Source organism: Enterococcus sp. AMC2644 (assembly GCF_058216475.1).
The window spans coordinates 1,448,753-1,467,500 of sequence record NZ_CM177095.1; the positions used below are offsets into that span (position 1 = coordinate 1,448,753).

The following is an 18,748-nucleotide window of genomic DNA, read 5'->3' on the forward strand; positions in this document are numbered from 1 at the left end:
TTTCGTTATGTCACAGACCCGCTTCTTCAAGTTCATAAGGAGTGAATAGAAGATGGCCTATATGTATTTATTCGTAGCAATTGTCAGTGAGGTTATTGCAACCAATTTATTAAAAGCAACATATGGTTTCACTAAATTATTACCGACTATGGGCTGCTTAGCTCTTTATTTTATTTGTTTTTATTCATTATCAAAAGCAATTAAATTTATGCCACTAGGTGTTGCTTATGCTGTTTGGGGGGCTGTTGGTGTGATTTTTATTACATTATTTTCGATTTTTTATTGGAAAGAGACAGTTAATTTACCAACTATTTTAGGATTAGGCTTAATTATCGCCGGGACTATTTTAGTCAATTTATATGGCGGTGGTCACAGTTAATGTTTCATGTGAAACAACCGAGCATTGTGTTATGCTCGGTTGTTTTTTGTTTTTAAAAATTCTGTTCTTTCAATGCTTGTTCAATTTGTAGACGTTGAACTTTCATTGTAGCTGTTCGAGGAATATCTTCAAATTTTCGTAGAATGGGTTCGTTTAAGTGTGGTAAATCAGCAATTTTTTCCCACCAAGCATCCCAATTCATTTCTTTCTCAGGAGCAACTGCAACAATTGGTTGTGGTTGTTGATTTTTGTCACGAACAATCACTACTTCTTCAAGAAAATCAAGATGATCAAGCAAATAATCCTCGATGGCCAAATTGCTATTAATTTTTTCAATTAAATCAACTTGACGGTCTTTTAAGAATAAATGCCCCTGATCGTCAATCATTCCATAATCTCCGCTATCCCACCATTCATTATAAACAGTTTCTTGGAAGCGCGCATCTTCTTTATAGTAAGTAAGGGCACGACCTTTTGATAAGAACTGGATATGTCCATCTGTATTAGCGGGTAATATTTTACCATTTTCATCGGCAATTCGTGCTTGTGTTAAACCTTCTAAGCCAATCCCCATATCACGCGCATCGTTTTCTTTTAAGGAAACAAGCGTATGTTTTTTAAGAATCATGGGACCACACTCGCTCTGGCCATAGACTTGTAGAAAGACTGTTTGCTCATCACCAGAAGCTTCCAAAAACCGTGCCATGGTTTGATTGTTGATAGCATCGAAAGTGGAATGATAGTAACGAATACTGTGAAAAGCTTCGGGATGTTCTTTGGCATAAAAGGACCACTGAACAAAGTTATTTGGATGAGTTTCCAAAGCAATTGGCTGATAACGAGTTAGCATCTTACCAACTTTTTGGCTGTCTGCAGTATTTAAAGGCATTAAAGGAAAACCTAAAGCCATAGCAGAAGTTACGCCAATGTTAAAACGAGAATGGACAGGCGAAATATGAAAAGCTAATAACCTTTTTTCTGTAATTTTTTCAAAAATAGTTCGTTGCCATAACGTACGCCATCCCATGGAATTCGCTGAATGACAAATTAATTTTGGAATACCAGTTGTTCCTGAAGTATGGGTCATATAACTGATTTCATCTAATTCTAGTTGAGCTTGTGGGACTTCTAACGGATGTTGTTGAAGTAATTGACGCACAGCGATTTGTTTACTAGGAGAACTATTTTTAATTGCTAGAACAATTTCAGCAGTTTGGTCATCAAAAAGAATAAAGGGGTTTTCCAATCGTTCCACAAAAACGGACATTGTTGCTACAGGAAAATGATAAGATACCATTACTGGAATTGCACCTAAATAAGAAACAGCTGCTGCTAACAAGTAAGTATCAAATTTAGGACTTTTGAAAACAATCACTTTATCGCGTTTTTTGACTCCATAGCGCGCTAATTGATAAGCGCGTTGTTGGATGATAATTAAGCTTTCAGCATAGGTAGTTTCTAAGGGTAATTCGGGGAAAGCAGGCAAGGATTCGTCAAGAATAATCTGTTGTGTAGGATAGTTCACTGCAGCTTGCTCATAATTTGTATATAAATTTAGGGGGTGATATTGTTCCATTAAAAAGAACTCCTTTAAAAGTATTTTCTTTATCATAGCATATTTTGTGATTGATTTTACAATTTGGAAATAAAAATTTTATAAAAATGCGACAATTAATTTCTTAGATACGTTTATCCTATTAGGAGGAAGAAAATTGAAAAAATTAAAATTAATCTTTTTAACAAGCGAAGGAAAGCGCCATATATTTTATCCACAGATTAACTCAGATAAAATTTCAGACATCGAGATTCAAGAAATTATCAATCAATTCCTTGCTGTGGATAAGTCTAGGGCTAAAAATGGGAAATGTTTATTTGCGAAATTGGAAAATGCGATGTGGATTGAAAAAAATTCTACGGTCCTTTTTAGAAAATATAAAAATGGCATAATTTACGGTAGATGATTGTATCTTTTTACACAATTTTAAATTAAAAAAATCACAAGTTGTTAAACCGGTATTTAATGTTTCACGTGGAACATTAGAATTGATATTTCATCTGTTTCAAAGTATGATAAGGCAGTATACAATTGAATCAACAAAAGGGGATGATAGAATGGTACGCGTAGTATCTTCTGTAGAAAGACAAATTGCTGATCGTTAATTTCGGATGCTTTGTCTAGTTTCTTCAAAGCATCTATGTGTTTGAAGAAAGGAATTTTATAATGAACCCAATAATCCAACCATATCAATACTTTGCTATTCAAAAGCAAGTCCAATATTTAATTAATTCATATCAATCAGTCAATGATCATGAAACGATTCACACGATTCAAGCTTTGACTATTGAAAAAATTGATGAAATCGTGCTAGAAAGTTATCCAGAAATTGAAGCATTAAAAACTTTTATTTTGGATAAGTCATTGACAAGAGCAAAAGCAGAAAATTATTTTGAGAGACTAAAAGAAGCAGTTGTTCCCTTTAAACAACCATCAAATAAACAAATTGAAAAAGCTTTTAGAAAAACAAAAAAATTAAAAATACCTACATGGGAAGTACTTGATTTGAGAGAACATTCTTATATAGGATGGAATGATCCTGGTAGCCAAAAGAAATTTATTTTGTACTATCAAGACGAGAAGCTTCAAGGGATTTCTGGACAATTAAGTCCAACTATTTTAAAAAATGTCTGTTCAATTTGTCAAAAAGTATCGAATGTATCGATGTTTTTAGCTACAACTAAAACGAGCGGTGATGGGACATATACGAAAAAAGGAAATTATATCTGTGCTGATAGTGAGCAATGCAATCATCAATTGCATGATATGGCGTCATTTTATACATTTGTTAATCAAATGAAATAATTGTCAATCTCAAAATCTACTAGCTAGCGTTTAAAAATAAAATACCTGAACTATAGAGATATTGGAATTCAATAGCGTAACTTTACGATATTTGTGAATTCTGATAGGTATAGTTTAGGTATTTTTATTTGCACTAATTTTTTCTATCTGATGCAAGTTATAATAGTTGTTTTCTTATTTTTTTCTCAGTAAACTATAGATGAGAAAGGTTCTCAAAGGAGGAAATAAAATGGTTACAGTTAGTGAAGCAGTTGTTGAACGTCGGACATCTAAAAAAAGTTTAAGTAAAGAGGTTTCCGTGGAATTAATTTATGAATTATTGGAAAAAGCATGCTATGCGCCTTTTCATAAACGTGAGCCTTGGCAAGCGAAAATTATTACTACGCAAGCAGAGAAAGAATTTTTATATAAAAAAGTTATCGAACGTTATGAAGAAAACGGCGTGATTGATGATGAAGCAAGTCGAGAAAAAATGACAAAAAAAATGACAAATTTAATTAAAAATGCACCTGCAACAATTTTATTTGCAAGAGAAATTATTCCGGAAAATAAACGCTTGGATTCAGATTCAATTCAAGCAACTGCAGCATTAATTCAAAACTTTTCATTAGTTGCCTATGAAGCTGGCTTGGTCGGTTTTTGGGCTTCAAGTAAATTCGTTATGGATCAAGAACTAGCCAAGCGCTTAGGCTTTCCTGAAAATTATGAAGTAATTGCGAATTATCGCTTGGGTTATCCAGATCCAGAAATCAAAAAGAATCGAGCAAAACGAGCCGATGTCAAAACATGGGCAACTCCTTTATTGTAATTTAAAGAAATATTGTCTAGATATAATTGGAACATATCCGAACTATATGAGAGGAAATTTATAAATGAATATAAATTTCAAATGCAGAGCGACTATGTCTGCGAAATAATCTCTCTAATGTTCGGATATATTGTTTTTAAGCTAGCTCCTACTAGCGCTTGTTTTTTGCTTTTAAACATGAACAAAGAATTTAAATCGGTCACATGTTACAATATAAGAGGATAAATCATTTTAGGAGGGAACAACGATGAAAAAAAGAAAGTTAGTCTGGGCGTCGATTGCTTTATGCGCAATTACTTTATCTGCGTGTAACAACAAGGAACAAGCAACAACAAACGAAACAGTCGCAACCTCTGAAAAACAAGTAGGAAATTTGTCTAAGGAAGAAGTCATAAAGAAAGCTTCTGAAGCCTCACAAGATATTAAAAGTGCAGAAATAACAATGGCCATCAACATGAATATGACGATGAACGAACAAGAAAACAAGGTAGAGACAAGTTCAGTCGTTCAATATACATTAGATCCTTTCGTTATGAAGACAGAAACAAGCTTTCCAGTAAATGGTGAGTCTCAAACAATGACTAGCTACATGGACAAAGAAGCAATGTATTATCAAGTTCCGGGAGCAGACGGATGGCAAAAACAACCATTAGAAACATCAGGTGTGGATGCTGAAGATTTAATTGACACGTATTCTTCTTCAGAAATTTTTGATTCATTTGAAGAATACCAAGACAAAGTAGAGCTTAAAGAAGCTGGGGACAATTATATTCTTTCATTCACCGGTAATGGAGACGAATTAAAAGATTTAGTTGAAAAAGTTTTAGCATCTGGAAATGCAGGTACGGAAACTGATATGTCTAGCATGATGGATCAAATGAAAATCAATGACTTCTCCTATGAATCAGTCATCAGCAAAGCGACATTTTTGCCAGTTTCATTTACATCTATAATGGATTATGAAATTGAAGCAGAGGGATATAAAGTTGCTGCTAAAACGAACCAAACAGGATCATTTGATAAAATCAATCAAGTGGAACCAATTGAAATACCAACAGCAGCAGAATAAAATTATAAAAAGGTGGATGGGTGAAGAGCTCATGTACCTTTTTTTGCGTATTCTTATAGTTGAAACTATTGCATGATTGCAGCTTTTGCGTTAAAGTAGTAACTAGTCTGTGAAACATTTTTTGTTTCACGAAAAGAAAGGAAATGGATATGTTACCTGAAGAATTTCAACAAGAATTACGTACTCAAGGCATTGAGTTGAACCAAAAACAAATGGAACAATTTGAACGCTACTACGAACTATTAGTTGAATGGAACGAGAAAATGAATCTGACTGCTATTACTGAAAAAAATGAAGTGTACTTGAAACATTTTTATGATTCAATCACTTTGGCGCTAGCAGTTCCATTAACTGAACAAGCTTCCTTATGTGATGTCGGTTCAGGCGCGGGTTTTCCAAGTATTCCTTTAAAAATTGTTTTTCCTCAATTAAAAATTACAATTGTTGACTCACTAAATAAGCGTATTACTTTTTTACAAACCCTAGTTGATGAACTTGGTTTGAGCGAAGTTTCTTTATTTCACGATCGTGCTGAAACTTTTGGACAAAACCCTGCACACCGAGCTTCATATGATTATGTGACAGCACGAGCAGTTGCACGTTTAAATGTGTTAGCTGAATTATGTTTACCTTTAGTGAAAAAAACTGGTTATTTCTTTGCCTTAAAAGCAGCTAAAAGCGAAGAGGAATTAGTCGAAGCTAAACCAGCAATCGCAATTTTAGGTGGAAAATTTATTGAAGATAAAGAAATTCATTTACCTGTTACGAGGGATGTACGTCATACATTAATTATTGAAAAGAAAAAAGAAACACCGAAAAAATACCCTAGAAAACCTGGATTACCCAATAAGCAACCAATCAAGTAGGAGGAAGAGCCATGGCACGAATTATCTCTGTTGCAAACCAAAAAGGTGGCGTTGGTAAAACCACCACAACGGTCAACTTAGGAGCATGTTTAGCCTATGTTGGCAAGAAAGTTTTACTAGTAGACATTGATGCACAAGGCAACGCGACAAGTGGAATTGGAATTAAAAAATCGGATGTGCTGACAGACATTTATGATGTATTAGTCAACGAAGTTCCGATTCGTGACACAATCTTAGCTAGTTCAAGAGCAAATTTAGATATCGTTCCTGCCACTCTTCAGCTAGCTGGTGCTGAAATTGAACTTGCGACAAAAATGGCTAGAGAAACACGCTTAAAATTGGCCTTAAAAGAAGTGATTGAACAATATGATTACATCTTAATTGATTGTCCACCTTCCTTAGGGACATTAACCATTAATGCCTTTACTGCAAGTGATTCAATTTTGATACCTGTTCAATGTGAATATTATGCTTTAGAAGGATTAAGTCAGTTATTGAACACAGTACGTTTAGTTCAAAAACACTTTAATCCAGAGTTAGAAATTGAAGGTGTCTTATTAACTATGTTTGATGCAAGAACCAATTTAAGCAGTGAAGTTGTTGAGGATGTTCGTCGTTACTTCCAAGAAAAAGTATATCAAACGGTTATTCCACGAAATATTCGTTTATCTGAAGCACCCAGTTATGGTTTATCGATTATTGACTATGATTTACGCTCAAAAGGTGCCGAAGTTTATCAGGCTTTAGCAAAGGAAGTGTTAGCTCGTGAAAAATAAGGGGAAAAGTTTAGGCAAAGGCATCGATGCTTTGTTTCAAGATTTAGCTGGTCTTGAAACAGTAGACGTAAAAAAAGATGAAGTGCTAGAACTTTCTTTAAATGAACTACGCCCTAATCCGTATCAACCACGGAAAACGTTTGATGAAACTTCTTTACAAGAGTTAGCTAATTCTATTGAGCATTCGGGTGTTTTTCAACCAATTATTGTGCGTAAATCAGCAGTTAAAGGATATGAAATTATTGCGGGTGAGCGCCGTTTCCGAGCATCAAAGCTAGCCCAAAAAGAAACTATTCCTGCAATCATCCGTGATTTTGATGAAGAAGCGATGATGCAAGTGGCAGTTTTAGAAAATTTACAACGTGAAGACTTAAATCCGTTGGAAGAAGCGGAAGCCTATGATATGCTAATGAAGAATTTGAAGCTGACTCAGGCTGAAGTTGCCGAACGATTAGGAAAAAGTCGTCCATATATTGCCAATTATTTACGTTTATTATCATTGCCAAAACTAGTTAAAGAAATGATGCAAGATGAACGTTTGTCGATGGGACAAGCACGGACCTTATTAGGTTTAAAAAATAAAGAACAAATTTTGAAGTTAGCCAATCGTTGTGTCAAAGAAAATTTAACCGTCCGTCAATTAGAACAATTAGTATCCACTATGAATGAATCGAAAGATAAGAAAAAAGTTCCACGAATTGTTAAAGAAAAGCCTTACTACTTACGGGAAAGTGAAGATCGTTTGATGGATAAGTTTGGGACAAGTGTCGAAATTCATGAAAAAAAAGGCAAGGGTAAAATTGAGATTGAATATTTGTCTCAGAGCGATTTGACACGAATTTTAGATATTTTGGACATTCATTTTGATGAAGCATAAGTGAGGAGAGAAATCTATGTATGACTTAGGTGATAAAGTAGAAATGAAAAAACCGCATGCATGCCAAACCAACCGTTGGGAAATTATTCGAATGGGCGCAGATATCAAAATTAAATGCGAAAAATGCGGACATATTGTGATGTTACCACGTCGCGAATTTGAAAAGAAAATGAAGAAAATTTTAGAAAAAAAGAGAAAGAGTGAATAAAACATGGCATTAACAGCTGGAATCGTTGGTTTACCAAACGTAGGAAAATCAACTTTATTTAACGCGATTACAAAAGCTGGTGCAGAAGCAGCGAACTATCCTTTTGCAACTATTGATCCGAATGTAGGGATGGTTGAAGTACCAGACTGGCGTTTACAACGATTAACTGAATTGGTTCATCCTAAAAAAACTGTACCAACAACTTTTGAATTTACTGATATTGCTGGAATTGTAAAAGGTGCTAGTAAAGGAGAAGGGTTAGGAAATCAATTTTTAAGCCATATCCGTCAAGTTGATGCTATTTGTCACGTTGTTCGTTGTTTCGATGATGAAAATATTATGCGTGAACAAAACCGTGAAGCGGACTTTGTAGACCCGTTAGCAGATATTGATACAATCAACTTAGAATTAATTTTAGCTGATCTAGACTCAGTTAATAAGCGTTATACGCGTGTTGCAAAAGTGGCGAAAACAAAAGATAAAGATGCATTAGCTGAACTAGCTGTTTTGGATAAAATCAAACCTGTTTTAGAAGAAGGCTTATCTGCCCGTACGATTGATTTTACAACGGAAGAAGAAAAAATTGTTCGATCACTATTCTTATTAACAACTAAGCCAGTGTTGTACGTAGCCAATGTTTCTGAAGATGAAGTGGCTGATGCTGACAGCAATGAATATGTAAAACAAGTACGTGAATTTGCAACTAGTGAAAATGCCGAAGTAATTATCGTGAGTGCTCGTGCGGAAGAAGAAATTGCTGAGTTAGATGAAGAAGACAAAGTGGAATTCTTAGAAGCGTTAGGCATTGAAGAATCTGGTTTGGATCAACTCATTCGTGCCGCGTATGATTTGTTAGGTTTAGCAACCTACTTTACTGCTGGTGAACAAGAAGTTCGCGCATGGACTTTCCGTAAAGGAATTAAAGCGCCTCAAGCAGCTGGTATTATCCATTCTGACTTTGAACGTGGTTTTATCCGTGCAGAAACTGTTTCTTTTGAAGATTTAGATAAGTATGGAAATATGCAAGCAGCCAAAGAAGCTGGACGTGTTCGTTTAGAAGGAAAAGAGTACGTTGTGCAAGATGGCGATGTTATGTTATTCCGCTTTAATGTATAAACTAGCGATTTTTGCATTAAAGGGCTACCAAAGCAAGGAACTAATATGTTAAAATAGCCTGTGGAAATGTTGTTAGGGAAGGCGAAGGGAGAACCGAGAGTCATGGAACCAGAAACTCTACGAGGATATGTTTCAGAAAATCGTGAATTAGAAAAACAATTAACAAAAAGAAACCAACAGTATATTTTTGATTTGAAAAAATCACTTGAAGCAGCGAATTTATCTGAAGAAGAAAAATCGATTGCGCTCCATGAAATATTACCTGTTTTGGTTAAAGAACAAAAAGGTGGACGTACAGCTCGCCAATTGTTTGGAACGGTTTCTGAACGAACAGAAGCAATCTTAAATAAACCAGAAGAAATCAAAGAAACATCACCCGTGATGATGTGGTTAGACAATACCTTATTAATCTTAGGTATTTTCGGTATTATGATGGGAATCATGGGTCTCTTTGCTCGTGATAGTGCACAAGTCTATGGTATTATCACATTCATTTCGATGTCGATGGTCGGTGGTTGGGTCTTTTATGTAATGTACAAATATATGTATCAATATGAACGTCCAGGTGCAGACAAATCACAACGTCCGAAAATGTGGAAAGTTATGTTAATTTTAGTTGGCTCATTCTTCTTATGGATTGCGACAATTGCAGTAACATCAATTTTACCTCGATCAATCAATATTGTACTTGACCCAATTGTTTTAGCAGTAATTGGAGCCGCAGCGATTGGATTACGTTATTACTTGAAGAAAAAATATAATATCGTGGGAAGTCTATCTGTTCCACGAAAATAACAATAAACAACCCTTTCTGAGAAAGATGGGGTTGTTTGTTCGTTTTTTCTTACCTAATTCTTAGTTATTTAATCTTTTTATTTTGAATAGTTGACTTATGGCATAATTTTTGCTATTTTCATTAAAATATAAAAATTTGAGGAGTGGTTACGAAAATGTCCAACTGGGAAACAAAGTTCGTGAAAAAAGGATTGACTTTTGATGATGTATTGCTAATACCTGCTGAAAGTCATGTATTGCCAAATGATGTTGATATGAGTGTTCAATTAGCTAAGAATATCAAATTGAATATTCCAATTATTAGTGCCAGTATGGATACCGTAACAGACAGTAAGATGGCGATTGCGATGGCACGCCAAGGTGGCCTGGGTGTTGTTCACAAGAATATGAGTATTGCAGCACAAGCCGATGAAGTACGTAAAGTAAAACGTTCTGAAAGTGGAGTTATTATTGACCCGTTCTTCTTAACACCGGATCATTTAGTGGCTGATGCAGAGGAATTAATGAGTCGTTATCGTATTAGTGGTGTTCCTGTTGTTGAAACAATGGAAAATCGAAAATTAGTCGGAATTATGACTAACCGTGATTTGCGTTTTGTAACAGATTATAATATCCCAATTTCTGATGTTATGACGAAAGAAAACTTAGTGACTGCCCCTGTTGGAACCTCTCTAAAAGATGCAGAAAAAATCTTGCAACAACACAAAATCGAAAAATTACCAATCGTTGATGAAAAAGGTCTTTTGAGTGGTTTAATTACCATTAAAGATATTGAAAAAGTAATTGAGTTCCCGAATGCAGCTAAAGATGAGCATGGTCGTCTATTAGTAGCCGCAGCAGTTGGTGTAACAAGTGATACTTTCGAACGTGCACAAGCTTTATTAGATGCTGGTGCCGATGCAATTGTTATTGATACAGCACATGGTCATAGCGCTGGTGTATTACGTAAAATTGAAGAAATTCGTGCAGAGTTTCCTGAAGCAACTTTAATTGCTGGAAATGTAGCAACTGGCGAGGGAACCAAAGCTCTATATGATGCCGGTGTGGACGTTGTTAAAGTCGGAATTGGACCTGGTTCAATTTGTACAACACGTGTCGTTGCCGGTGTGGGTGTTCCTCAATTAACAGCCATTTATGATGCAGCATCAGTTGCTCGCCAATATGGTAAAGCAATCATTGCTGACGGTGGAATTAAATATTCTGGTGATATCGTAAAAGCCTTAGCGGCAGGTGGTTTTGCCGTAATGTTAGGTAGTATGTTAGCTGGGACAGATGAATCTCCAGGTGAATTTGAAATTTTCCAAGGTCGTCGCTTTAAAACATATCGCGGAATGGGATCATTGGGTGCGATGGAAAAAGGATCAAGCGACCGTTACTTCCAAGGTGGCGTCAATGAGGCTAATAAATTAGTTCCAGAAGGTATCGAAGGTCGTGTAGCATACAAAGGAAGTGCCGCAGATATTATCTTCCAAATGATGGGTGGCTTAAAATCTGGAATGGGTTACGTTGGTGCAGCCAACTTGAAAGAATTACGCGACAATGCGCAATTTATCCAAATGAGTGGTAACGGATTGAAAGAATCTCATCCACATGATGTACAAATTACTAAAGAAGCTCCAAACTATTCAATCGAATCATAAAAATAAACCGCTGTTTTCTGGATTAAGAAAACAGCGGTTTTCGTTTTTTGTCAATAAGAACTGACGAGTTAGATTGAAGGACATCCAAAATGGAACGTGAAGAGGTCTGTTCTGAATTTTTTCTTACTTTACTTCAAGCAATTGGCTGAATACAAAGATTCTTATGTTCAAACAGTCGATAAAGAACCACAACTTGTGGTTCTTTATGAAAGATGGGACGGAAGAATCAATACTGATTTTTCCGTCCCATAGATTATAGAGTCCGTTTTTTATTAGTTAAATTTCACGTGCATCTGTTTGACCAAAGTATTGATACAATGGTTTTTCTTTTTGTTCGAGTAATTGACTAGCTGTCACAAATTCATATCCTTGTGCACGAAGGTTATCAATAACGGTTCCTACTGCATCAATAGTTGTTGGATGAATATCATGCATTAAGATAATACCACCTTCAAACGCGGTTTGGTTTACGCGGTCAATCACTGCTTGTGTATTTTTTGAATCCCAATCATAAGAATCAATATCCCATTGAATAATTGGTTTGCCAACGACTTCGGCAGATTTAGGATCAATAGCACCATACGGAGGACGCAAGGTACGTGGTAGAATACCTGCTGCCTTGTAAATTGCTTTATCTGTTAGACGAACTTGCTCTTTTAATTTGTCATCGGGAAGTGCATTTAGTTGTGGATGCGAATAGGAATGACTAGCAATTTCGTGTCCTTGTTCATGAACCTCTTTGACAACTTGAGGGAATTCCTCTGCCATTTGTCCAAGCATAAAGAAGGTTGCTTTTACGTTTTTTTCGTCCAATATTTGTAACAAACGCGGTGTTGTATCTCCACCAGGACCATCGTCAAATGTTAAAGAGATATATTTTTTCTTCGGATCTAAAGCAGTTGTTTCTTCCGATAACTGATTTGGATCGACTAAATCTGTTTGAATAAATGATTGCACATCACGATAATTAAGTGTCAGTTTATCGATACCAGTCTTATTTTCCGGTAAGGTTACTTCTAAATGTTCTGGTGTATACGTCGTACTTTCGAAATTAATACGGGGTAAATCTAAAACAGCATCTAAAATATCTTGTGGTTTCTCTGCATCATCCAATAATTTTTGTTGAATGACTTGCTGAATTCCTAATAAATTAGCATTTGAGCTAATTAAAGCTTTCGAAGTAATTTCTTCCCCGGTATCTGTATTGATATAAATTGGTTTTTCGGTCCGCTCGTTTTCTTTTTTGAATATTTGTTCCTCGGATTTCCAATCATAAGTGTCAACATTCAAGGCATAAGAAGAAAGATGATCCGTCCGTTTTTGTTTTTCCACGCCGCCTACCACAATGGCTTGTTTTGGATGTTTAAGTTTTTTAATTTCTTGTTTCATCAACTTTGTCAGTTGTTCTTCGGTGTTTTTATAAGGAAGTTTTTCTTCTTTTGGAATATAAATAATTTCTTTGATAGTATCGTCATTTAGCTCTTTTTTTTCACTAGCGACACCACTTTTTTCTTGCTCTAGCTCAATTTTGCCAACTAAATTAGTTGTCTCTTCATCAAGTTTTGCTTGAAGCTGTTGTTCTTGGATCTTGCCATACACTACATATGTTCCACCACTGACGATAATCAGCACGCATACAAGAAATGCAATCCACAGAAAATATGGAAGTTTCTTTGGTGATTGTCCTGAGTGTCGATCGCTGCGTCTATTTTTTGTGTTTTCTGTAGTCATAAGCCCTCTTCTTTCATTTTTATAAAAGTAATTACTACCACTGTAACACGATTGAAATATTCAATCAATGAAAATACCGTAAATGAAATTTTCATTTACGGTACTGTTTTTATTTTTCAATTTTTGTTAATCCACCCATGTATGGAACTAATACTTCAGGAATCGTTACACTGCCATCCGCATTTTGATAATTTTCCAATACAGCAGCTACTGTTCGGCCCACTGCTAATCCAGAACCATTTAGTGTGTGTGCATATTGAATTTTATTATCTGTATCACGATAACGAATCATCGCTCGACGTGCTTGGAAGTCTTCACAGTTAGAGCATGAACTGATTTCGCGATAGGTGTCTTGTGCTGGAATCCAAACCTCTAAATCATAAGTTTTAGCTGCAGAGAAGCCCATATCGCCCGTTGACAATGCCATAACACGGTAAGGTAAATTTAGTTTTTGTAAAATTGATTCGGCGTCTGCGGTCATTTTTTCTAATTCATCATAAGAATGCTTGGCGTCACTGAATTTTACCATTTCGACTTTATTGAATTGATGCAAACGAATTAGTCCACGAGTATCACGACCTGCACTGCCTGCTTCTGAACGAAAAGCTGGGCTGAGTGCTGTGAAATAAATTGGTAATTGTTCTTGTTCTAAAATTTCGTTGCTGTAATAGTTTGTTAAAGGAACTTCAGCTGTAGGAATTAAAGTTAAATCAGAGTTTTCTAGTTGAAAAACATCTTCTTTAAATTTTGGAAATTGGCCAGTTCCAAACATTGCTTGGCTATTTACAGCATAGGGAGTAATCATTTCAGTGTAGCCATGTTCGTAGACATGTTGATCTAACATGAAATTATACAATGCGCGTTCTAAGCGTGCGCCTAAACCAGTATAGTAAACAAAGCGGCTACCAGAAACTTTTGCTCCACGTTCGAAATCTAAAATACCTAAGTTTTCAGCAATTTCCCAGTGAGGTTTTGCTTCAAAATCTAATAGTGGAGGCTCACTCCAACGACGAACTTCTACATTGTCATCTTCATCTGCCCCGATTGGTGTACTTTCATGTGGAATATTCGGTAAAGTCGTAGCAATAACTTTCAATTGTTCATCAATTTGAGAGATTTCACCATCCAAGGCTTTAATTTTGCCACCAACCTCTTTCATTTCAGTAATTTTGGCAGTAGCATCTTCTTTATTACGTTTTAATTGAGCAATTTCTGCCGAAACATCATTGCGGTATTTTTTTAAATCTTCAACTTGAACTAACAAGCCACGACGGTCTTCATCTAATTTTAGAAACTCAGCGAGAATTTCTTCAGAAACGCCACGTGTCTTTAGTTTTTGTTGTACAGTATCAAAATTTTGACGAATCATTTTAATATCTAACATCATTTTTCCTCCTATTGTTATATAAATAAAATAAAAAACTATTTCATCCCTAGCAAAATAGCTTGGGACGAAATAGTTGTTCGCGGTGCCACCCAAGTTCGGCCAATTGCCGCACTTGACCTCGTAACCTGAGGGAAGGTTCTTTCTTTCAAAAGACGCATTATAAGAACTGGATTCCCAAATAGCTTTTACTGATTTTCACCAACCATCAGTTCTCTTAACTAAAAGTCTATTTTGTACTAGGTTCTTTGCATATTCTCTATTTAATTGGTTTTAGCATAGCTGAATTTTGTATTTTCGTCAACCGTTGTTATTAGGGTTGTGGTAATTTGTTGCGGTGTAATGGTAAATGGATAATAAAAGAAGTCCATGTATGAGAAGATTTAGCATAAATATAGCCTCCGTGTAAAGCGACGATGCTTTGAGCAATTGCTAATCCTAAACCAGTACCACCTGTTTCTTGTGAACGTGATTCTTCTACTCGATAGAAACGGTCAAAAAGTGAGTCTAATGCTCGCTTTGGAATCATTTTGCCATTGTTTTTAACTGTAATCACGACCTCAGTACCTACTTTTTCTACTTCCATTACAATTTTCGTCGCGCCTTTACCATATTTTAAAGCATTAGTTAATAAGTTATTAAAGACGCGAACTAGTTTTTCGGTGTCCCCATCCATTAAAATTTGTGGCGGTTGCGCAACAGTTTGTACATCAATTCCTTTTTTACTCGCTTCCAGTTCAAAATCAGCTGCCAATTGTTCAACAAGTTGTACCATATCAAATTTAATTAAATTAATCGGAACACTAGGCTGTCTCACTTTTGTATATTCAAATAGGTCATCAACAAGTGATTTCATTTGTTTTGCTTTTATATATGCTGTGTGCGTGTATTTCAATAAATCTTCTTCCGAATGGTATTGTCGATCTTCAATTAGTCCCAAATAACCAATAATGGAGGTTAAGGGAGTACGAATATCATGGCTGACATTAGTTATTAACTCATCTTTTGATTTTTCAATTTTCCGTTCCTCTTCGATAGCAGCAACTGTACTATCGACTAAGCCATTGATACTGCTCACTACGCGATTCAAATCACCTCGTAGTTCAAACGGAATACGATGGTCATAATTTCCTTCTGCAATATAATGAAGCTCGCTAATAATATGTCGTAATTGCATTTGACGATAGCGACGAATTAATCGCCAGTATAAGAAAGCAATGTCCAAAACAAGAAAAACTGGAACCAAAATATTTTTTCCACTTAAAAAGATTTCAGTATCAAAATTTTCGACAAAACTATTACGCGATTCAAAGATAGCTTCATTTAACGCAGGTGTGTTTGTTATAATAGAAGAAAGAATAAGCAAGATAGCAATGTTCACGATAATTAATAGAATGATCGTGACAATTGCTTCTGCAAATAGTTCACTGATTTCTTTAGAAGTAAGCGTGATTCGTTTTCTTTTTTCTGCTTTATTTTGCATCTATTTTGTATCCAACTCCCCATACTGTTTGAATAATTTTTTCACCGCCAGTTGCTTCTTCAATTTTATCACGCAAATGACTGACATGAACCATAACTGTTTTTGCAGATACGACACTTTCTTGTTTCCAAACCCGTTCAAAAATTTCATCTGCACTAAAAACGCGGTTCGGATGTGAAGCAAGTAAGTACAAGATTCCGAATTCCAAAGCAGTTAATTGAATCTCTTTTCCATCAATTGTTTTAACTTCATGTGAGTCACGATTAATAATCAATGAACTTACTTCTAAAACATCTGGTTGTGAGGAAGCAACTTGCATTTTAGTTCGACGTAAAAGTGATTTGACGCGAGCCATTACTTCTAATGGATTAAATGGTTTTGTCACGTAGTCATCAGCACCAGCAACCAATCCTTTAATTTTATCCATATCCGTTGTTTTAGCAGTTAACATAATAATAGGAATTTGTGATTCTTTGCGAAGTGTTTTTACAACTTGCATACCATCAACTTCAGGCATCATGATATCTAAGATTAACAACTCAATATCAGGCGTTGTACGCACTTTAGATAAAGCTTCCTTTCCATCGTAAGCTTTTATTGTTTCGTAGCCTTCATTGTGTAAATAGATACTAATCAGTTCAACAATTTCTTTATCATCATCTGCAACTAAAATTTTCATATAATATCCTCCTATAGAACAATAGTATTTTATAGTATTTTATCAAAAAATAGAGAAAATAGATAAATTTCCACTTAATCTTTAGAGAATATAAGGAATTGTAAAAGCAAACGAAATATAAAGGCGAACGATAAATCTATAATTTTAAAATTTAAGGGTTATTTCGCTATAAAAACGAACGAAATTAGTCTTGAAAAGAGAAGAAAGGGATGTAATGAGAAACGTTGGTATATCAATGTTCTTTCTGTTGACGAATAACAGAAAACTTGGTATATTATTACTTGTCCTAAGCGACAAAAAAATCTTTAACTTTTTTGAAAAAAAGAGTTGACGAAGTAAATGACAGATGATATTATAACGAAGTCGTCAAAATTGAAGAGGTTATAAACGTTGTAATCACAACAAAATAACTGAAAAATTTTGTTGACAAATAACAATTCATTTGTTAATATTACAAAGTCGCTGTGAAGAAGTAAAACACTTCAATAAAAAACTTTTAAAATATAGTTGACATTCGATTGTCGAAGTGATATTATATAAAAGTTGCTAACACAGCAAAAGTAGACCTTTGAAAACTGAACAAAGCAAGCAAACGAACCAATTGTGTAGGACACTTCTATTAGATAGAAGTTATACAACAAGCAAGCAATAGCTAGCAAAGTTAATTTTTTATTGAGCTTAACAATCGAAAGATTGTTTCAAATTTTTTTATGAGAGTTTGATCCTGGCTCAGGACGAACGCTGGCGGCGTGCCTAATACATGCAAGTCGAACGCTTCTTTTCCGCCGAACTTCGGTTCACTGGAAAAGAGGAGTGGCGAACGGGTGAGTAACACGTGGGTAACCTGCCCATCAGAGGGGGATAACACTTGGAAACAGGTGCTAATACCGCATAATGCTTTTTCTCGCATGAGAGAAAGCTGAAAGGCGCTTTTGCGTCACTGATGGATGGACCCGCGGTGCATTAGCTAGTTGGTGAGGTAACGGCTCACCAAGGCAACGATGCATAGCCGACCTGAGAGGGTGATCGGCCACACTGGGACTGAGACACGGCCCAGACTCCTACGGGAGGCAGCAGTAGGGAATCTTCGGCAATGGACGAAAGTCTGACCGAGCAACGCCGCGTGAGTGAAGAAGGTTTTCGGATCGTAAAACTCTGTTGTTAGAGAAGAACAAGGATGAGAAGAGAATGTTCATCCCTTGACGGTATCTAACCAGAAAGCCACGGCTAACTACGTGCCAGCAGCCGCGGTAATACGTAGGTGGCAAGCGTTGTCCGGATTTATTGGGCGTAAAGCGAGCGCAGGCGGTTTCTTAAGTCTGATGTGAAAGCCCCCGGCTTAACCGGGGAGGGTCATTGGAAACTGGGAGACTTGAGTGCAGAAGAGGAGAGTGGAATTCCATGTGTAGCGGTGAAATGCGTAGATATATGGAGGAACACCAGTGGCGAAGGCGGCTCTCTGGTCTGTAACTGACGCTGAGGCTCGAAAGCGTGGGGAGCGAACAGGATTAGATACCCTGGTAGTCCACGCCGTAAACGATGAGTGCTAAGTGTTGGAGGGTTTCCGCCCTTCAGTGCTGCAGCAAACGCATTAAGCACTCCGCCTGGGGAGTACGACCGCAAGGTTGAAACTCAAAGGAATTGACGGGGGCCCGCACAAGCGGTGGAGCATGTGGTTTAATTCGAAGCAACGCGAAGAACCTTACCAGGTCTTGACATCCTTTGACCACTCTAGAGATAGAGCTTTCCCTTCGGGGACAAAGTGACAGGTGGTGCATGGTTGTCGTCAGCTCGTGTCGTGAGATGTTGGGTTAAGTCCCGCAACGAGCGCAACCCTTATTGTTAGTTGCCATCATTTAGTTGGGCACTCTAGCGAGACTGCCGGTGACAAACCGGAGGAAGGTGGGGATGACGTCAAATCATCATGCCCCTTATGACCTGGGCTACACACGTGCTACAATGGGAAGTACAACGAGTTGCGAAGTCGCGAGGCTAAGCTAATCTCTTAAAACTTCTCTCAGTTCGGATTGTAGGCTGCAACTCGCCTACATGAAGCCGGAATCGCTAGTAATCGCGG

17 protein-coding genes, 1 rRNA gene and 1 other annotated feature (1 of these 19 only partly in view) are annotated in these 18,748 nt (G+C 36.4%); of the genes, 13 read left to right on the forward strand and 5 right to left on the reverse strand.

What is annotated here, in order from left to right; genetic code table 11:
* The first annotated feature begins 52 nt into the window (after nt 1-52).
* Entirely contained in the window at nt 53-379 is a 327-nt protein-coding gene (locus tag AC4BC5_RS07100; RefSeq protein ID WP_490497416.1) for a DMT family transporter, read from the forward strand.
* Between the two features lie 52 nt (nt 380-431).
* Here AC4BC5_RS07100 and AC4BC5_RS07105 read toward each other — a convergent pair whose 3' ends face one another.
* Nucleotides 432-1,955 carry a class I adenylate-forming enzyme family protein gene (locus AC4BC5_RS07105; protein WP_490497417.1) on the reverse strand — a complete coding sequence of 508 codons (1,524 nt, stop codon included), beginning with the start codon at nt 1,953-1,955 and terminating at the stop codon, nt 432-434.
* A 136-nt stretch (nt 1,956-2,091) separates the two neighbouring features.
* On the opposite strand from AC4BC5_RS07105, the gene AC4BC5_RS07110 reads away from it, so the two are divergent.
* The 11 genes from AC4BC5_RS07110 to guaB all read left to right on the forward strand — a co-directional run bounded on the left by AC4BC5_RS07110 (nt 2,092) and on the right by guaB (nt 11,394).
* Nucleotides 2,092-2,340, forward strand: a complete 249-nt coding sequence (locus AC4BC5_RS07110) for a DUF2922 family protein (protein ID WP_490497418.1) — start codon at nt 2,092-2,094, stop codon at nt 2,338-2,340.
* 260 nt (nt 2,341-2,600) lie between these two features.
* Nucleotides 2,601-3,239: a FusB/FusC family EF-G-binding protein gene (locus AC4BC5_RS07115; RefSeq protein ID WP_490497419.1), complete on the forward strand. Its 639-nt coding sequence runs from the start codon at nt 2,601-2,603 to the stop codon at nt 3,237-3,239.
* 229 nt (nt 3,240-3,468) lie between these two features.
* Nucleotides 3,469-4,047, forward strand: a complete 579-nt coding sequence (locus tag AC4BC5_RS07120) for a nitroreductase family protein (RefSeq protein ID WP_490497420.1) — start codon at nt 3,469-3,471, stop codon at nt 4,045-4,047.
* Between the two features lie 247 nt (nt 4,048-4,294).
* On the forward strand, nt 4,295-5,116 hold the full coding sequence (locus AC4BC5_RS07125; RefSeq protein ID WP_490497421.1) for a DUF6612 family protein: 822 nt from the start codon (nt 4,295-4,297) through the stop codon (nt 5,114-5,116).
* A gap of 149 nt (nt 5,117-5,265) precedes the next feature.
* Nucleotides 5,266-5,982 (forward strand): 16S rRNA (guanine(527)-N(7))-methyltransferase RsmG, encoded by a 717-nt coding sequence (rsmG, locus tag AC4BC5_RS07130; RefSeq protein WP_490497516.1) that lies wholly within the window; start codon nt 5,266-5,268, stop codon nt 5,980-5,982.
* 11 nt (nt 5,983-5,993) lie between these two features.
* Nucleotides 5,994-6,758, forward strand: a complete 765-nt coding sequence (locus AC4BC5_RS07135) for a ParA family protein (protein WP_490497422.1) — start codon at nt 5,994-5,996, stop codon at nt 6,756-6,758.
* Nucleotides 6,748-7,635, forward strand: coding sequence for a ParB/RepB/Spo0J family partition protein (locus tag AC4BC5_RS07140; protein WP_490497423.1), 888 nt, complete (start codon nt 6,748-6,750; stop codon nt 7,633-7,635). Before AC4BC5_RS07135 ends, AC4BC5_RS07140 begins: the two co-directional genes overlap by 11 nt.
* A 16-nt stretch (nt 7,636-7,651) precedes the next feature.
* A complete protein-coding gene (locus AC4BC5_RS07145) occupies nt 7,652-7,843 on the forward strand; it encodes a DUF951 domain-containing protein (RefSeq protein ID WP_490497424.1) in 192 nt (63 codons plus the stop codon).
* Between the two features lie 3 nt (nt 7,844-7,846).
* A complete protein-coding gene (gene ychF, locus AC4BC5_RS07150; RefSeq protein WP_490497425.1) occupies nt 7,847-8,959 on the forward strand; it encodes a redox-regulated ATPase YchF in 1,113 nt (370 codons plus the stop codon).
* Nucleotides 8,960-9,061: 102 nt separating this feature from the next.
* Entirely contained in the window at nt 9,062-9,754 is a 693-nt protein-coding gene (locus AC4BC5_RS07155) for a DUF1129 domain-containing protein (RefSeq protein ID WP_490497427.1), read from the forward strand.
* Nucleotides 9,755-9,909: 155 nt separating this feature from the next.
* Nucleotides 9,910-11,394 (forward strand): IMP dehydrogenase, encoded by a 1,485-nt coding sequence (gene guaB / locus AC4BC5_RS07160; RefSeq protein WP_490497428.1) that lies wholly within the window; start codon nt 9,910-9,912, stop codon nt 11,392-11,394.
* A 276-nt stretch (nt 11,395-11,670) separates the two neighbouring features.
* Here the strand turns inward: guaB and AC4BC5_RS07165 are convergent, their stop codons facing one another.
* The 4 genes from AC4BC5_RS07165 to croR all read right to left on the reverse strand — a co-directional run bounded on the left by AC4BC5_RS07165 (nt 11,671) and on the right by croR (nt 16,671).
* Nucleotides 11,671-13,125: a polysaccharide deacetylase family protein gene (locus tag AC4BC5_RS07165; RefSeq protein ID WP_490497429.1), complete on the reverse strand. Its 1,455-nt coding sequence runs from the start codon at nt 13,123-13,125 to the stop codon at nt 11,671-11,673.
* A gap of 109 nt (nt 13,126-13,234) precedes the next feature.
* Nucleotides 13,235-14,509, reverse strand: coding sequence for a serine--tRNA ligase (serS, locus tag AC4BC5_RS07170; protein WP_490497517.1), 1,275 nt, complete (start codon nt 14,507-14,509; stop codon nt 13,235-13,237).
* A 60-nt stretch (nt 14,510-14,569) separates the two neighbouring features.
* Nucleotides 14,570-14,771, reverse strand: a binding site (T-box leader).
* Between the two features lie 51 nt (nt 14,772-14,822).
* Complete coding sequence (locus AC4BC5_RS07175; RefSeq protein ID WP_490497430.1) at nt 14,823-15,992, reverse strand: sensor histidine kinase; 1,170 nt, start codon at nt 15,990-15,992, stop codon at nt 14,823-14,825.
* Nucleotides 15,982-16,671 carry a response regulator transcription factor CroR gene (gene croR / locus AC4BC5_RS07180; RefSeq protein ID WP_490497431.1) on the reverse strand — a complete coding sequence of 230 codons (690 nt, stop codon included), beginning with the start codon at nt 16,669-16,671 and terminating at the stop codon, nt 15,982-15,984. Before croR ends, AC4BC5_RS07175 begins: the two co-directional genes overlap by 11 nt.
* A gap of 706 nt (nt 16,672-17,377) precedes the next feature.
* Between croR and AC4BC5_RS07185 the strand changes: the two genes are divergently transcribed.
* Nucleotides 17,378-18,748 (forward strand): 16S ribosomal RNA (locus AC4BC5_RS07185) (it continues 187 nt past the right edge of the window).

Coding starts and splice junctions, on each gene's coding strand:
- AC4BC5_RS07100 (WP_490497416.1), top strand. CDS start 53: ATGGCCTATATGTATTTATTCGTAGCAATTGTCAGTGAGGTTATTGCA.
- AC4BC5_RS07105 (WP_490497417.1), bottom strand. CDS start 1,955: ATGGAACAATATCACCCCCTAAATTTATATACAAATTATGAGCAAGCT.
- AC4BC5_RS07115 (WP_490497419.1), top strand. CDS start 2,601: ATGAACCCAATAATCCAACCATATCAATACTTTGCTATTCAAAAGCAA.
- AC4BC5_RS07120 (WP_490497420.1), top strand. CDS start 3,469: ATGGTTACAGTTAGTGAAGCAGTTGTTGAACGTCGGACATCTAAAAAA.
- AC4BC5_RS07125 (WP_490497421.1), top strand. CDS start 4,295: ATGAAAAAAAGAAAGTTAGTCTGGGCGTCGATTGCTTTATGCGCAATT.
- rsmG (WP_490497516.1), top strand. CDS start 5,266: ATGTTACCTGAAGAATTTCAACAAGAATTACGTACTCAAGGCATTGAG.
- AC4BC5_RS07135 (WP_490497422.1), top strand. CDS start 5,994: ATGGCACGAATTATCTCTGTTGCAAACCAAAAAGGTGGCGTTGGTAAA.
- AC4BC5_RS07145 (WP_490497424.1), top strand. CDS start 7,652: ATGTATGACTTAGGTGATAAAGTAGAAATGAAAAAACCGCATGCATGC.
- ychF (WP_490497425.1), top strand. CDS start 7,847: ATGGCATTAACAGCTGGAATCGTTGGTTTACCAAACGTAGGAAAATCA.
- AC4BC5_RS07155 (WP_490497427.1), top strand. CDS start 9,062: ATGGAACCAGAAACTCTACGAGGATATGTTTCAGAAAATCGTGAATTA.
- guaB (WP_490497428.1), top strand. CDS start 9,910: ATGTCCAACTGGGAAACAAAGTTCGTGAAAAAAGGATTGACTTTTGAT.
- AC4BC5_RS07165 (WP_490497429.1), bottom strand. CDS start 13,125: ATGACTACAGAAAACACAAAAAATAGACGCAGCGATCGACACTCAGGA.
- serS (WP_490497517.1), bottom strand. CDS start 14,509: ATGTTAGATATTAAAATGATTCGTCAAAATTTTGATACTGTACAACAA.
- AC4BC5_RS07175 (WP_490497430.1), bottom strand. CDS start 15,992: ATGCAAAATAAAGCAGAAAAAAGAAAACGAATCACGCTTACTTCTAAA.
- croR (WP_490497431.1), bottom strand. CDS start 16,671: ATGAAAATTTTAGTTGCAGATGATGATAAAGAAATTGTTGAACTGATT.